11 protein-coding genes are annotated in these 13,835 nt (G+C 32.3%); 7 read left to right on the top strand and 4 right to left on the bottom strand.

What is annotated here, in order from left to right; genetic code table 11:
- Positions 1–77: 77 nt before the first annotated feature.
- The 5 genes from SAUT_RS11060 (at position 78) to SAUT_RS05450 (ending at position 7,668) form a co-directional block, all read left to right on the top strand.
- On the top strand, positions 78–1,901 hold the full coding sequence (locus tag SAUT_RS11060) for a PAS domain-containing sensor histidine kinase (protein WP_013326870.1): 1,824 nt from the start codon (positions 78–80) through the stop codon (positions 1,899–1,901).
- The gene (locus SAUT_RS05435; protein ID WP_013326871.1) at positions 1,894–3,588 is read left to right on the top strand and encodes an EAL domain-containing response regulator; all 1,695 of its coding nucleotides are present in this window, start codon (positions 1,894–1,896) and stop codon (positions 3,586–3,588) included. Before SAUT_RS11060 ends, SAUT_RS05435 begins: the two co-directional genes overlap by 8 nt.
- 37 nt (positions 3,589–3,625) lie before the next feature.
- Positions 3,626–5,188, top strand: a complete 1,563-nt coding sequence (locus SAUT_RS11065) for a sensor domain-containing diguanylate cyclase (protein WP_013326872.1) — start codon at positions 3,626–3,628, stop codon at positions 5,186–5,188.
- Between the two features lie 113 nt (positions 5,189–5,301).
- Positions 5,302–6,699, top strand: a complete 1,398-nt coding sequence (locus SAUT_RS05445; protein ID WP_013326873.1) for a sensor histidine kinase — start codon at positions 5,302–5,304, stop codon at positions 6,697–6,699.
- Between the two features lie 48 nt (positions 6,700–6,747).
- Positions 6,748–7,668: a manganese-dependent inorganic pyrophosphatase gene (locus SAUT_RS05450; RefSeq protein ID WP_013326874.1), complete on the top strand. Its 921-nt coding sequence runs from the start codon at positions 6,748–6,750 to the stop codon at positions 7,666–7,668.
- On the opposite strand, the gene SAUT_RS05455 is transcribed toward SAUT_RS05450, so the two are convergent.
- Together SAUT_RS05455 and SAUT_RS05460 are read right to left on the bottom strand one after the other, a co-directional pair.
- Positions 7,665–8,021: a hypothetical protein gene (locus tag SAUT_RS05455; RefSeq protein WP_245534126.1), complete on the bottom strand. Its 357-nt coding sequence runs from the start codon at positions 8,019–8,021 to the stop codon at positions 7,665–7,667. The two genes, SAUT_RS05450 and SAUT_RS05455, sit on opposite strands and share 4 nt — an antisense overlap.
- Positions 8,022–8,144: 123 nt before the next feature.
- Positions 8,145–9,809: an AMP-binding protein gene (locus tag SAUT_RS05460; RefSeq protein WP_013326876.1), complete on the bottom strand. Its 1,665-nt coding sequence runs from the start codon at positions 9,807–9,809 to the stop codon at positions 8,145–8,147.
- 136 nt (positions 9,810–9,945) lie between these two features.
- On the opposite strand from SAUT_RS05460, the gene SAUT_RS05465 reads away from it, so the two are divergent.
- Positions 9,946–10,326 carry a DUF6394 family protein gene (locus SAUT_RS05465; RefSeq protein WP_013326877.1) on the top strand — a complete coding sequence of 127 codons (381 nt, stop codon included), beginning with the start codon at positions 9,946–9,948 and terminating at the stop codon, positions 10,324–10,326.
- Positions 10,327–10,332: 6 nt separating this feature from the next.
- A complete protein-coding gene (locus tag SAUT_RS05470) occupies positions 10,333–11,985 on the top strand; it encodes a potassium channel family protein (protein WP_013326878.1) in 1,653 nt (550 codons plus the stop codon).
- A gap of 36 nt (positions 11,986–12,021) precedes the next feature.
- On the opposite strand, the gene SAUT_RS05475 is transcribed toward SAUT_RS05470, so the two are convergent.
- Both SAUT_RS05475 and SAUT_RS05480 read right to left on the bottom strand, forming a co-directional pair.
- Positions 12,022–13,089, bottom strand: coding sequence for a sensor histidine kinase (locus tag SAUT_RS05475; RefSeq protein WP_013326879.1), 1,068 nt, complete (start codon positions 13,087–13,089; stop codon positions 12,022–12,024).
- Positions 13,076–13,732: a response regulator transcription factor gene (locus tag SAUT_RS05480; protein ID WP_013326880.1), complete on the bottom strand. Its 657-nt coding sequence runs from the start codon at positions 13,730–13,732 to the stop codon at positions 13,076–13,078. The genes SAUT_RS05475 and SAUT_RS05480 overlap by 14 nt, the downstream gene beginning before the upstream one ends.
- Positions 13,733–13,835 lie beyond the last annotated feature (103 nt).

A 13,835-nucleotide genomic window follows, 5' to 3' on the forward strand; every position in this document is an offset into this window, starting at 1 on the left:
GAAAACAGTTTTTCTTTAAATTAAGATAAAACATTATATCATAAAGTTGTTTTTATGATAATTGCAAAGGATCTACTATGAATAATTTATTGGAAGTAATGCAACTTTCTAAAGGTATAGTCTTTAAATATTTTTTTATTTTTTTATCAGTCATCACTATAGTTGAAATTCTAGTTATGATTTTCTTATATTTTTTCAATTTAAATTCAGTATGGATTGAAGCACCTCTTGATGCGTTTTTACTATCACTTTTTTCATATCCAATTTTAGTGTTCAGTGCTATAAAACCATTTTTTAAAGAGATGAATAACAGTTTAATGCAAGAGCTAAACTTGCGCACAAAAGAACTTAAAAACAGTAGTAAAAAATTGGAGTTTCATCAAAATTATCTTCAAGATATTATTGATGCTATTCCAAATATTATGATTGTAACTGATGGTCATAATATTGTTAAGGTAAATCGTACAATGTTGAAGTTTACAGGCTTTGATACATTGCAAGCATTCAAACAAAAGCATGAGTGTATCTGTGAGTTTTTTATAGAAGAGAATAGTTGTCTTATGCCATTTATGGAAGGTCTTATGTGGTTGGATTATATCCTATCAAAACCGGCTAATATACATGAAGTCTCGATGATGCATAATGATAAAGTACATCGCTTTATTATTCAAGCAAAAACCTTAGATTTTGATGAAACGAATCACTCTGTGGTGACATTTACTGATGTCACAGAGATTGAAGGAATAAAAAAGCAGTTAAACAGTAGTAATAAAATTCTTTTAGAGAATGAAGAAAAATTTAGAGCTATTACAAACTCTGCACTGGATGCGATTATTATGCTTGACAACAGAGGTAAATTAATATTTTGGAATCCAAAAGCTAAAGATATGCTTGGCTATGAGGAAGAGGAAATAATGGGAAAAGATTTTCACAAAATTGTAGCTCCAAAAGCTTTTCATGAAGCTTCTAAAGTAGCATATGAAAAATTTGCCCGCACAGGAGAGGGAGCGGTTCTTGGTCAAATTTTAGAACTTAGTGCTATTAAAAAGGGAGGTCACGAGTTTCCTATATCATTAATACTTAGCGGTGTACAGATTGATGGAGAGTGGCATAGTATAGGATTTATGCGTGACATTACAGAACGTAATAAACTCCAAGGTGAAATCAAACAAAAAGATGAGATTATGCTGGCTCAGTCACGCCAAGCGGCGATGGGAGATATGATCAGCATGATTGCCCATCAGTGGAGACAGCCTATCACAGCCATTAGTATGGGGGCACAGAACTTACAGGTAGATATAGAGATGGGTGATATTGACCCTGGTCGATTTGATACTAAACTGGCAAAAATTGTTGAGCTAACTACATTTTTATCAAAAACTATAGATGACTTTAGAGATTTTCTTAAACCTAACAAAAAACCAGATACTCAAATGCTCTCAACAATAGTTAAAGGTACTCTTAGTATTGTTGAAAAAAGTCTAGAAAATAATAATATAATTCTAAAACAATCATTGGAAGATGATATAGAAATCACTACATTTTCAAATGAAGTGATTCAGGTGTGCATAAATATCATAAATAATGCTAAAGATATTATAAAAATAAAAGAGATGGATAATGGAACTATCTCCTTAAAGATAAGTCATGATGAAGAGACAGCAACATTTGAAATATGTGATAATGCGGGTGGAATACCAGAAGATATATTACTAAGAATATTTGAACCATATTTTTCTACTAAAGAGGAAAAAGGTGGTACTGGACTTGGACTTTACATGTCAAAGATGATAGTTCAAGGGCATCTAAAAGGTATTTTAGATGTATATAACAGTGAAGAAGGTGCCTGCTTTCTTATCTCAGTTCCACTTAAACATGATGAAGAAAAATCAGATGATTGATTTAAAAAAACTCCAAGAATTTACAGAAGATATGAAAGTTCTTTATGTAGAGGATGACAAGTTAATCCGTGTAGAGATACAAGAATATCTAGAGAGATTTTTTCCTGTAGTAGATTTGGCAGATAATGGAGAAGAAGGGTTACAGCTTTATAATAAGGGTAATTATGACTTAGTTATCAGTGATATCAATATGCCAAAAATGAATGGTATTGAGATGTCAAAGGCGATCTTGCAAAAGAATCCAAATCAGGCTATTATCATCAATTCTGCGTATAATGAAGCGGAGTATCTTTTAGAACTCTTTAATGCAGGGATTGAATACTATGTGCTTAAACCGGTTAATATTAAACAGTTGGCTAAAATACTTTATAAAATTGCCGAAGCAAATCACAATCAAAAAATAGCTAAGATGTATAAAGACTTAACTGCAGAGAATATTGAAGAGACCAAAGGTGATGTTTATATAGATAGTCTAACTGGTCTTAACAACTTATCTTCTTTTATGAACAATATTACTGCGCATGACAGTAGTAAAGTTGAATTCAATATATTAATATTTCTTGATATTGATAATCTTCAAGGTATTAATGATTTGTATGGAACTGATGCCGGCAATAAAATTATTGTTGATTTTGCAAATTTTTTAAAGAGTTTTGCTAATGAATTCTCTTATAAAATCTACCATGTGACTGGTGATCAATTCATTTTACTTGATCAAGCTGCTTATATTGATACGGAAAAGTATGAGGAGGAGTTTAAAAACCTGCAAGAGCAAATAAGACTTTTTAGTGTATATCTTGCTGAAGCGGACAAAAAGATTGATATTAATGCCACAATTGGTATGTCACTAGGGCAAGATTACTCATTTGAGCATGCTGATATGGCACTTAAAAGCGCGAAAGAGAATCATCAATCTTATGCAGTATACAATACCTTACTTGATACAAAAGAAAAAATGAAGCAAAAAATTGAGTGGCAATATAAAATCATTAAAGCGCTTGAAAATAACCGTATAGTTCCAGTATTTCAACCCATAGTTGACATCAATGGTGATATTGTCAAGTATGAAGCATTAATGAGATTAGCGGAGCTAGAAAATGGTGAAGAGAAGTTGTATTCTCCTGACCATTTTATGGAGATTGCGCATCAAAGTAAATATTACAGTGCAATTTCATGTATGATGATTTATACAGTACTTGATTCTTTTAAAACACATGAACATACTATCTCTATAAATTTGTCATATACAGATATCCAAAATAAAACATTTATGAATAGTATCTATAATAGAATAAAAGAGGAAAAAATAGGTAATAGAATTATTGTTGAAATTCTTGAGAGTGAGAATATTCAAGATTATCAAATATTAAAAGACAGTATTTTGAAATTCCGTAAACTTGGTGTAAAAATTGCAATTGATGATTTTGGTAGTGGTTATTCAAATTATAAACAAATTTTAGAGATTAATCCTGAATATATAAAGATAGATGAAAGCCTTGTTAAAAATATAGATGTAGACTCACATGCGTTTATTTTAACAAAGTCTATCGCTTCATTTTTTCATGAGCTCGATGCTACAATAATTGCTGAACATGTGCATAACAAAGAGATTTATGATATTTTGAAAAAATTTGAGGTTGATCAGTTCCAGGGTTATTATTTTTACGAACCAATGAGAAATATATAGTTCCGTCATTGTGCTGATAAAGGAGGGGTTTTATTTAGTGGTTTATATATATTTTATTTATGGTTTGTCATTTTTTTCATTTGGTCTTGCAGTGTTGCTGTATCCTAAAATGTCGGCTTTTATCAAGCTGGGTGCGCATTTTTGGCTAATTGGGGTGTTTGGCATTATTCATGGAATAAGTGAATGGATTGATATGTTTGCATACATTGAGCAGACTAAAACACCAGTGGTTGAAATGGCTAGTTTTGTCATTCTACCGCTTTCGTTCCTGTTTTTATTATATTTTGGGCTGATTTCTCTTTCAGAACAAAAAAAAGTATCATATACCCATATTAAATTTGTGGTAGGCACTCTTCTTCTGATGTTTGCAGTGTTTTCTTTTCAAAGCGACAACCTCTATCTGGAAGGAAATGTATGGGCACGGTATCTATTTGGTATCCCCGGAATCTTTCTAACCTCATATGTACTTTTTATGCAAAAAGATGCACAAGGGATTGAAACCCTTATCTCAGCCAAAGTTTACTTATTCATTTTGAGTTTTTCTTTTTTCTTTTATGGAATTTTTGCAGGAATTGTTGTTCCAAAAGCACCAATATTAATGGCTTCAATTATAAACTACACAACATTTCAAGAATACTTCGGAGTGCCGGTTCAGGTATTTCGTTCCTTTTGTGGTGTAGTTTCCGCATTTGCTGCTATTGCTTTATTTCAACTCTTGCGACAAAGAACGGAAATGGATATGTTGAAGCTCTCAAGTGCAATTGAGCATAGTGGAGATAGTGTTGTAATAACAGATAGAAACGGAGTTATTGAATATGTAAATTCTGCATTTGAACAACAAACAGGTTTTACAAAAAAAGAGGCAATTGGTAAAAAGCCAAATATTGTAAAATCTGGAAGGCACTCTATTGACTTTTACAGAAATGAATTATGGGCAACTATACTATCTAAAAATATATTCAGAAGCTATATGTTAAACAAAAAGAAAAATGGTGAGCTTTACCATGAGTACAAAGCAATTGCACCAATTGTTGATGCAAAAGGTAATATAAGCTATTTTGTATCAACAGGAAAAGATGTTACCGAGCAGATGTTATTGGAAGAGAAGCTTAGAGAGTTAGCTGCAATTGACAAGTTGACAGGTATCTCAAACCGTCTTAGATTTGATGAAGTACTTCAATTTTCTATAGATAGGGCGAAACGCTATAAAGTAAATCTGTCAGTCATCTTATTTGATGTAGATAAATTTAAAAAAGTAAATGATACATATGGGCATCTTTGCGGTGATGATGTTCTAAAAATGATTGCTAAGATTGGGCATGATAGTATCAGAAAAAGTGATTTGATTGCGCGTTGGGGCGGGGATGAGTTTATCATACTTCAGTCAGACATTCCATCAGATGAAGCACAAATTTTGGTAGAGCGTTTAAGACACAATATAGAATCATACAACTTTAAAGATGTTGGAAAAGTTACTGTAAGTTTTGGAGTGACACATTTTAAAGAAGATGATACGAAAGAGTCATTAATAAAGCGAGCGGACGATGCACTTTATGAAGCTAAAGAACACGGAAGAAATAGAGTCGAAGTAATAAAATAGATGTTTTTTCTTCAAATTCGAGAGGTGATAAATTAAACTTTTTGCTGGTCTCAAAAGAGTTAAAGTTGTATCAAAACAATGAATTAGTGCTATAATTATTTAAAGGAATATATATGTATCTGCATAATGAATTAATTATTTTAGGTTTAATTTTTATTAATATTGTCATTATATTTTATATATATAAATTTTTTAAAAATAAATATAAAATACAAATAAAAGAGCTTCAGGAACAGGTTGCTACTTTAAAGAAACAAGAAGCTCCAGCACTTACACAAGATAAATATACTGATACAAAAAAAAGTTTTGTATCAGAACAAATTAAAAAAATGGAAGCGCTTGAAAAAGAACTTGCAAAGCAAAAAAAACGTGTTTATGATATTAAAACAATTGCAAAAGAAGCCTCAGATATTAAATCGAAATTTTTGTCAAATGTTAAAACAGAGTTGCGTACACCGCTTAATGAGATTATTATAAATGCCGGTGTTTTAAAAAAAGAACTTCAAAATACCCAAACATCCCAATATGCACAAAATATTTTCAATGCAGGGAATCACTTGCTTGAACTAGTCAATAAAATACTAAAATCCACAAATATGCAAAACAATAGTTTTAAAATTGAAGAACATGCTGTGGATATTGTTAAATTAATCTCAGATATTGTCGAAGAAGAAAAAAATAATGCAGTGAAAAAAGAATTGCAGCTAAGCATTCAGGTAGATCCAAATGTGTCGCATTCTTTGATTTTAGATGCCAAGAAAGTTAAAGAAATAGTACAAAATTTAGTACAAAATGCCATAAAATTCACACAAGATGGTTATGTAAAAGTTATAATCAGCGCTGATGAAACAAATATTCTTAAAAATTCTTTGAATCTTTCTATAAGTGTAGAGGATAGTGGAGTGGGTGTCGATTCCACCAATCAAAAGAAAATATTTGAAGCATTTGGCAATGAAAACATAGCCTTAGGTCTCTCTATAAATAAAAAAATGGCTCAACTAATGCATGGGGATATTACTTATAAAAATAATAATCAAAAAGGTTCGATATTTACTTTATATTTGCCTAGTATTGAAATCGCACTTAATGATGCTACGGTTACATGTAAAGAGGATTATAATATCGATTTTGCACTTATAAAGCCCGATGGTGCGAATGTCATGGTTATTGACAAAGACAATCATACAAATAATATTGTGCAAAAAAGTTTTGCTAATACGGCTGTTGGTGTATATACTTATACAAATGCGAAAGAAGCAATTGAACAGCTTAAAAAGACGCATATTGACATGATTTTGATTGATATAGATATTTTATGCTCAGAGCAAAGTGCTGTATCAAAAGTTATTGCAAACATTTCGGATGCACCTATGGTTACATTGGTTTCAACAAGGGTAAAAAATAAAGACTTGGATTCTGTCAAGTCTGATATCGCGGGGCATTTAAAAAAACCAATTTGTGAAGCTGAGCTTTTTAAAATATCACTGAAAATTTTGAATTCGCTTAAGTAGGGTTTATAAAAGTATAGTATAATTCGAAAAAAAATAAAGGCCTGTATTATGTCTGTATATGTTTTTGGACACAAAAATCCTGATAGTGATTCTATAGTTGGCGCTATTTCATTATCTTATTTAAAAAATCAAGTAGAAAAAGAAGAGTATATTCCTGCCCGTCAAGGTGAAATTACTGCTGAAACTGAGTTTATTTTAGATAAATTTGGCGGCAAACTGCCGGTACTTAAAACCTCAGTTGCAGGTGAGAGAGTTTTTATAGTTGACTCTACTGATAAAGCGCATTTTCAAGATGATATTGACGAAGCTACAATTATCGGTATTGCCGATCATCATAAACTTGGTGATTTGACTACTGATACACCTCTTGAAGCATGGATCCGACCTATAGGATGTTCTAATACGGTAATTTATGAAATGTACAGATGCTACGGTGTTGAAGTACCAAAAGAGATTGCAGGACTGATGATGATGGCAATACTGAGTGATACTGTAATATTTAAATCGCCTACATGTACAAAAGTAGATACAAAAGCAGTCAAAGAGTTGGCTGAAATTGCTGGTGTAAAAGACTATAAAAAACTTGGTATGGAGATGTTTATCGTTAAATCTGCAGTTGAAGGTGCAAGTGCGCGTGATTTAAATACACGTGATTATAAAGAGTTTGATATGCACGGTACAAAAGTCGGTATCGGACAGCTTGAAATGGTTGATATTTCAGTCTTAGAACCGCGTGAAGATGAACTTTTGGAAGATATGAAAAAAATGAAAGAAGAGGGCGGTTTACATACTGTTTTAATGCTTTTGACAGATATTATGAAAGAGGGTTCAAAACTTTTGGTTGTAAGTGATGATGAATCAAAAATAGAAGCCGCATTTAATATAAAACTTCAAGATCATAAAGTATGGCTAGATGGTGTACTAAGCCGTAAAAAACAAGTTGTACCTTTTGTTCAGCCTCAATTCTAAGCGTTGACAATATCTCCAATTATAGCTTTGTGATAGAGGTAAGGTTGTTTTATATTTTTTATAACATACCTGCCTCCTGAAGCTGTGATAACCTCCAATGTTCCTACATCAACAATATGACTAAATCTTTTACTTATTGGCTTGATATAGATTGTTCTGATTTCTTCAAGATTTATGGGAAAAATCTCTTTTGTTGTATGACCCTTTAAAATAATAAGCCTTTTTTGTGTGAGCAGGCAGTTGTATGATTTTTTTTCTTTGATTTCATTCAGGTTAACAAGAAAGGTTCTAATGACAAGTACCGCACCGATAACACCTATTTCATACTCGTATCCTATAAGCAAAAGCAACATCCCTAAAGCATAGAGTTTTATAATTGGCAGGTAAAATGTATTTGATATTTCTGCTTTGATTAAAATCGACTCATCTTTATGTAGAATTTTATCTATATTTTTAATGCGGTTATCCTCTGTACTTTATTCTATATAAAGATATCTTTTAATTTTTTTCGTCGGTGTTTTTACAAAAGGTTCTATTTGTTCTATAAACTTTTGAATCTTGGTAAAAGATGCCAATTGGGAATTGATCTCAACGCGCATATTTTCTAAATAATCTGCAATCTTTTGTCTTACTTCATTCTCCGGCATATTGTGTGCTTTGAATATTTTATCAATCAACTCATAATCCAAATGTATTCTGGCAACAAGTTTAGCGTCTTGTTCGAGTACAAGAGAATCCAACACTGCTTCATTTTGGTTAATGATTGCTTCAATCTGTTCAGGGTATATATTTTCTCCACCGGGTCCTATGATGACATTTTTACTTCTTCCGCTGATAAACAGGTAACCGTCTTCATCTATATAACCTAAATCTCCGGTATAAAACCAACCGCCTTTTATAACTTCTTTTGTCTGCTCTTCATCTTTATAATATCCAAGCATTACACTGGGAGATTTGGTTATTATTTCTCCTTCACCATTCGCTGGATTTGGGTCTTTTATTTGTACTTCAACACCAACCATTGGTAATCCTGTTGAGCCTATTTTAATTGGGTAACCGATTCTTCCGCCTGCAATAAGAGGAGATGTCTCCGTAAGACCATAACCTACAATATATGGAAACTCTGCTTCTGCTAAAAACTTTTCAACATATGGAGATAAAGCTGCCCCGCCTATACCAAAAAATTTTATTTTTCCACCAAAAGTTTCAATAAGTTTTTTACCGGCAATTTTATTGAGTATTTTTCGTATAAAAGGAATGGAATAGAGCATTCTCATAATCAATGAACCTGTAAATTTTGGCAATATTTTATTTTTATATATTTTTTCAATAATAAGAGGAACGCTGAGCATCATGGTCGGTTTGACACTTGCAAATGCTTTTATAAGTACATTGGGTGTCGGAACTTTGTCAATATAGACGATATCGGAGCCATGCAGTATTGGTAAAATCATGCCAACTGTACATTCAAACGTGTGTGCCAAGGGTAAAATGGACAAAAACGTGTCTTCTGGTAAAACGGTAACATTTTTATAAGCACTCATTGCATTGGTGACAAGGTTTTTATGTGAGAGCATAACGCCTTTTGAGTGTCCTGTTGTACCGGATGTATACAAAAGAGCAGCTATATCATCTTCATGCGGTTTTGGCAACTCTTTAGAAGTCATTTTTTGTGCGAATTTTGATATATAACTATGGTTTGTCATGTCATCTATCATTGTTAAAGCATCAAGCTTTATAACAAACTTCATATTGGAATTTTCCAATTCTTCTATGGTTTGAAGGTGTTTTTGCGACACAAAGACAGCTTTTGCTTCTGAGTGTCTGATAATATGCTGCACATCTGCAGGATGAAAATCAGGAAGTATCGGAACAATGACTCCGCCAAAGTAAGTAACGGCAAAATAGGCGACAGCCCAATTTGGCATATTTTCACTTAGCAGAGCGACCTTGTCCCCTTTTCTTACACCGTTTTGTTTTAAAAGCTTTATCATAGACTGAACATTTTCATTAAGTTGCTCATATGTCATAGGCTCTTGATCAACTTTAGATAAAACTTTTTTAGATCCATAAAGTTTAATCGAACGCTTCAACAGGCTCGGCAGTGTAAAATCTTTTATATTTTCATAAGGATATAACATGTTTCATCTTTCATATTTATTTGTTAAGATTATTATACAGAGTATTTGTTTAATTTCAAATGTAGCCTAATTAAATATACTATTAATTTTAATAGAGGTACAATTTAGTATCTTTTTCATTTTGGAGAATGCGTCTATGAATATGCACAAAATTATGTCCGGTTCTTTTTTTATACTTGCAATGACAGTAAACTTCGGTTTTTTTTATGGAGATCCGACCATACTTATAGAACACAGTTCTTATGAGCTTTTTGCGGCAATTATTGTCAACCTGATTGCAACGGTATTAAAACTTGGTGACAGAACACAGCTTGGAGCGGTTTTGCTTGCTACAAGTATTGTGGCGGATATTCAGCTAATAGCCTCGGCAACAGTTTGGGCGTTTGCTATGTATGTTATGAGCAGTGTCGGTACAGAAGCCATCACGGCAATTATTTCTCTCTCGGGCGGCGCACTCTTGGCAAATATAGTTTCAGTTATATTATTTATCGGCGATACACTTAAATCAAAAAGATAATTCAATATGAATGAACAGATAATATGGATTGTTCTTAAGCGCTTAAGAACGCCTTTTTTAGTCATTATAATAACTTTTGCCATATCCATACTTGGATTGGTGCTTATTCCGGGCACGGACAACAACGGTAATCCTTATCAAATGACATTTTTTGACGCTTTTTATTTTGTAACATATATGGCAAGCACTATAGGTTTTGGTGAAGCGCCTTACACATTTAATTATGAACAGCGTATGTGGGTGAGTTTTGCCGTATATTTTACAGTTATCGGCTGGTTTTACGGCATAGGTGCGATTGTCTCTTTAATTCAAGATGAGGCATTAAGAAAAGCACTGAGTACAAACTCTTTTAGAAATCAGGTTAAGCATATTAACAAACCTTTTTATATTATACTCGGCTATAACAGCATAACAAAAAGCATTATTGACAGACTTAACGGCAGAGATTACAGAGTAGTTGTCCTAGATAAAGATGATAAAAAAATTGATGAGTTGATATTGGAAAATTTTTATCCTGATGTTCCTGCTTTTGTAGGGGATGCGACAAATCAAAAAATGCTTAAAATTGCCGGTATTCATCAAAAAAATTGTGCAGGTATTATCTCTTTATTTGAAGATGATATGGTCAATTCCAAAATAGCCACTATCAGTAAACTGCTCAATAAAAAACTTGATATTATTGTAAAAGCGACATCCCAACAACAGCTTGAGCACTTTAGAAGCATGGATTTAAAACATGTAAAAAATCCCTTTGATATTATATCAAAACGTATCTATTACGGTATTACCGCACCGCATATCTGGCTTTTGGAGATGTGGATGTACGGGCATATACTCAAACTTAAAAAGCGGGATCATTTTCCGCAGGGAAAATATATTATTTACGGCAACGGCAGAATGGGCAAAGCCATTAAAGAGGGATTGGAAAAAGCCGGTGTTGAATATGTAATCAAAGATTTTGATTCACAAAAATATATACAGGATAAAAATACAACTATTTTCGGGGATGATGATGATATGGAATCGCTTTTAAAACTTGGCGTCAAAGAGAGTTCCTGCATCATTGCCGCGACACAAAATGATTTGTTAAATCTTACCATTTTAAATAAGGCAAAACAGCTCAATCCTAAAATATTTACAATGGCACGTGAAAATGCACTGGATGATTTAAATATATTTCAGGCATCTAAAATCAATAAAATATATATCGTTGAAAAGATATTGGCTGATGCGACTTATAACTATATAGCAAGACCTTTGGCGGATTTGTTTATACAAGAAGCAAGAAAAAAAGATGATGAATGGGCAGAGGTCATTGTGCATATGCTCAACAATATAACAGGAATGAATCCGATGTACTTTGAAACCAGGCTTAATGATGACAATGCGTATGCACTGACATTGGAACTGCAAGAAGGTGAAAATATAACTCTGGCAGATTTAAGAAGATCCCGTGCTGACAGAAATGAGCTGTTACATATAGTCTTTTTGTTGCTTAAAAGAGGGGATGAAGTATATTTAATGCCTGATTCAAGAATGAAGTTGGAAATTGGCGATGAATTACTGATAGTTTCTGATGAAGAAAATTATGATGATTTTGAGTATATTGTCAATAATATATATGAATTGGAGTATGTCTTGGGTTGTGCAACCTCATGATGGCAGTGTTAAGTGCTAGACCAGAATAAATGACATTTATTCTGGTCTAGCACTTAAAATAAAGGTAGTTCCAGATGGTTCGTTTTTTTGAACAACTATTTTTATATCCATAGCGTATGCCAATCTTTTAACTATATCAAGTCCTAAGCCGCTACTGTTTTCATCACTATAGGAACGTTCAAAAATTTTTGCAGGTTCTTTAATCCCTTTACCGTTATCTTCAATATATAAGGCATTGTTTTTATGATAAATTTTTATATATCCATTTGAAACGTTATATTTGCAGGCATTAGAGATGATATTTTGCAAAATTTGTTTCATGGCATGTGTATTTATTTTTGCTTTGAACGTATTACATTGGATATGAAAAATTATATTTGGATAAAGAGCTTTTTGTACATCAACAACTTCTTGCACTATTTGACAAATATTTTGATTTTGTATTTGAAAAGTTTCTTCTTGGAGAAGTATGGTTAGATTTTCATGGAGTTCTGAAATATTATTTATACTTTTATTTAATCTGATCAGCGCTTTGTTGTTTTGAAGTTGTGGAATTTTTTCTATGAGTTTCATGTTGAGCTGTATTGAGGTTACGGGGGTATTTAAATCATGAATTAAATCTTTTGCAAATTTATCAAGCGTTATTATACTCTCTTGTAAAGGTTTTAAGGCACTTTTAGCTAGTTTGTAACTTATGTATGCAAAAATAAGAAGAAGCAAAAACTGCATGGCTATAATTTTTTTCTTTAGGTTCCACAGTTTTTCATCAAAGCTTTTCTTTGATTTAAATACTTTTAAATATTTTGTATTTCTATTCATTGGTAATAATTTTGAAAATTCTGTAGTTCCTGCAGTAAAATTTTTAATGTTAATATGTTTTGGTACATGGAGAAAAGAATGATGATAATCTTTACTATATTCATCTAAAGAATTACCCATTTTAATATGTCTTGCATACTCAATAAGTGAAAATTCTTCTTCTTTTAAAAAATGGTTTTTTGTCTGTTCAAAATAGAAATATCCTGCGACTAAAATTAGTAAGGCAATACTAATAAAATAAACAAGAAAAAATTTAAAAAATGCCAGTTTTTCATGATGATGCAAGACGGTATCCTATACCTTTTATCGTTGTAATGGGTAGCCCAATTTTACGAAGTTTGTTTATATGTACGCGTAATGCTCCTTCGCTCATCTCTTTATTCGCGCTAAGCTCTTCAAAAATGAGCTCTTTTTGCACTGTTTTATTTAAGTTTTTAAAGAAGAGTTTTGTAATTTGCAATTCATAAGGGGAAAGTGCTATAAAATTGGACTTATTATAAAGTTCATCTTTATCAATCACAAAGCGAAAATTATTCACCCGCAATTCATTTTGATACGTATGATATGCTTTTTTGAGAAGAGCATGTATGCGTATAAGTAGTTCATCGAAGTCAAATGGCTTTTTAATATAGTCATCCGCACCGACATCAAAGCCGTTTGCCAAAGAAGCAAGATCGCTTAAAGAGGTGAGAAAAATAGCCGGTGTCATATCCCCGCTTTCACGTAAACTTTTTAAGAACTCGAAACCATTGAGCAAAGGAACATTGACATCCAAAAGCAGTAAAGTGAATTTGTTTTCAAAAGTAGCATCAAGAGCAGCTTCGCCATCCTTTACATGTAATACTTCAAATGCTTCATTCTCTAACAGTTCAATCAAGGTCTCAGATAATATTTCATCATCTTCTACTAACAATATTTTATTAGACATAGTCAAAGTATATACAAAAGTGTATTAGCTCAATGTTAAGTGCCTGACCATAATAAATGTCATATTCAACAACGCTTAAAAGGTTTAGCTTTAAGGCAAACTT

Origin of the sequence: Sulfurimonas autotrophica DSM 16294 (assembly GCF_000147355.1) — a bacterium.
GTDB lineage: Bacteria > Campylobacterota > Campylobacteria > Campylobacterales > Sulfurimonadaceae > Sulfurimonas > Sulfurimonas autotrophica.

Excerpts from the sequence above, each read along its gene's own strand:
- SAUT_RS11060 (WP_013326870.1), top strand. The coding sequence starts at position 78 with ATGAATAATTTATTGGAAGTAATGCAACTTTCTAAAGGTATAGTCTTT.
- SAUT_RS05435 (WP_013326871.1), top strand. The coding sequence starts at position 1,894 with ATGATTGATTTAAAAAAACTCCAAGAATTTACAGAAGATATGAAAGTT.
- SAUT_RS05445 (WP_013326873.1), top strand. The coding sequence starts at position 5,302 with ATGTATCTGCATAATGAATTAATTATTTTAGGTTTAATTTTTATTAAT.
- SAUT_RS05450 (WP_013326874.1), top strand. The coding sequence starts at position 6,748 with ATGTCTGTATATGTTTTTGGACACAAAAATCCTGATAGTGATTCTATA.
- SAUT_RS05455 (WP_245534126.1), bottom strand. The coding sequence starts at position 8,021 with ATGTTGCTTTTGCTTATAGGATACGAGTATGAAATAGGTGTTATCGGT.
- SAUT_RS05460 (WP_013326876.1), bottom strand. The coding sequence starts at position 9,809 with ATGTTATATCCTTATGAAAATATAAAAGATTTTACACTGCCGAGCCTG.
- SAUT_RS05465 (WP_013326877.1), top strand. The coding sequence starts at position 9,946 with ATGAATATGCACAAAATTATGTCCGGTTCTTTTTTTATACTTGCAATG.
- SAUT_RS05470 (WP_013326878.1), top strand. The coding sequence starts at position 10,333 with ATGAATGAACAGATAATATGGATTGTTCTTAAGCGCTTAAGAACGCCT.
- SAUT_RS05480 (WP_013326880.1), bottom strand. The coding sequence starts at position 13,732 with ATGTCTAATAAAATATTGTTAGTAGAAGATGATGAAATATTATCTGAG.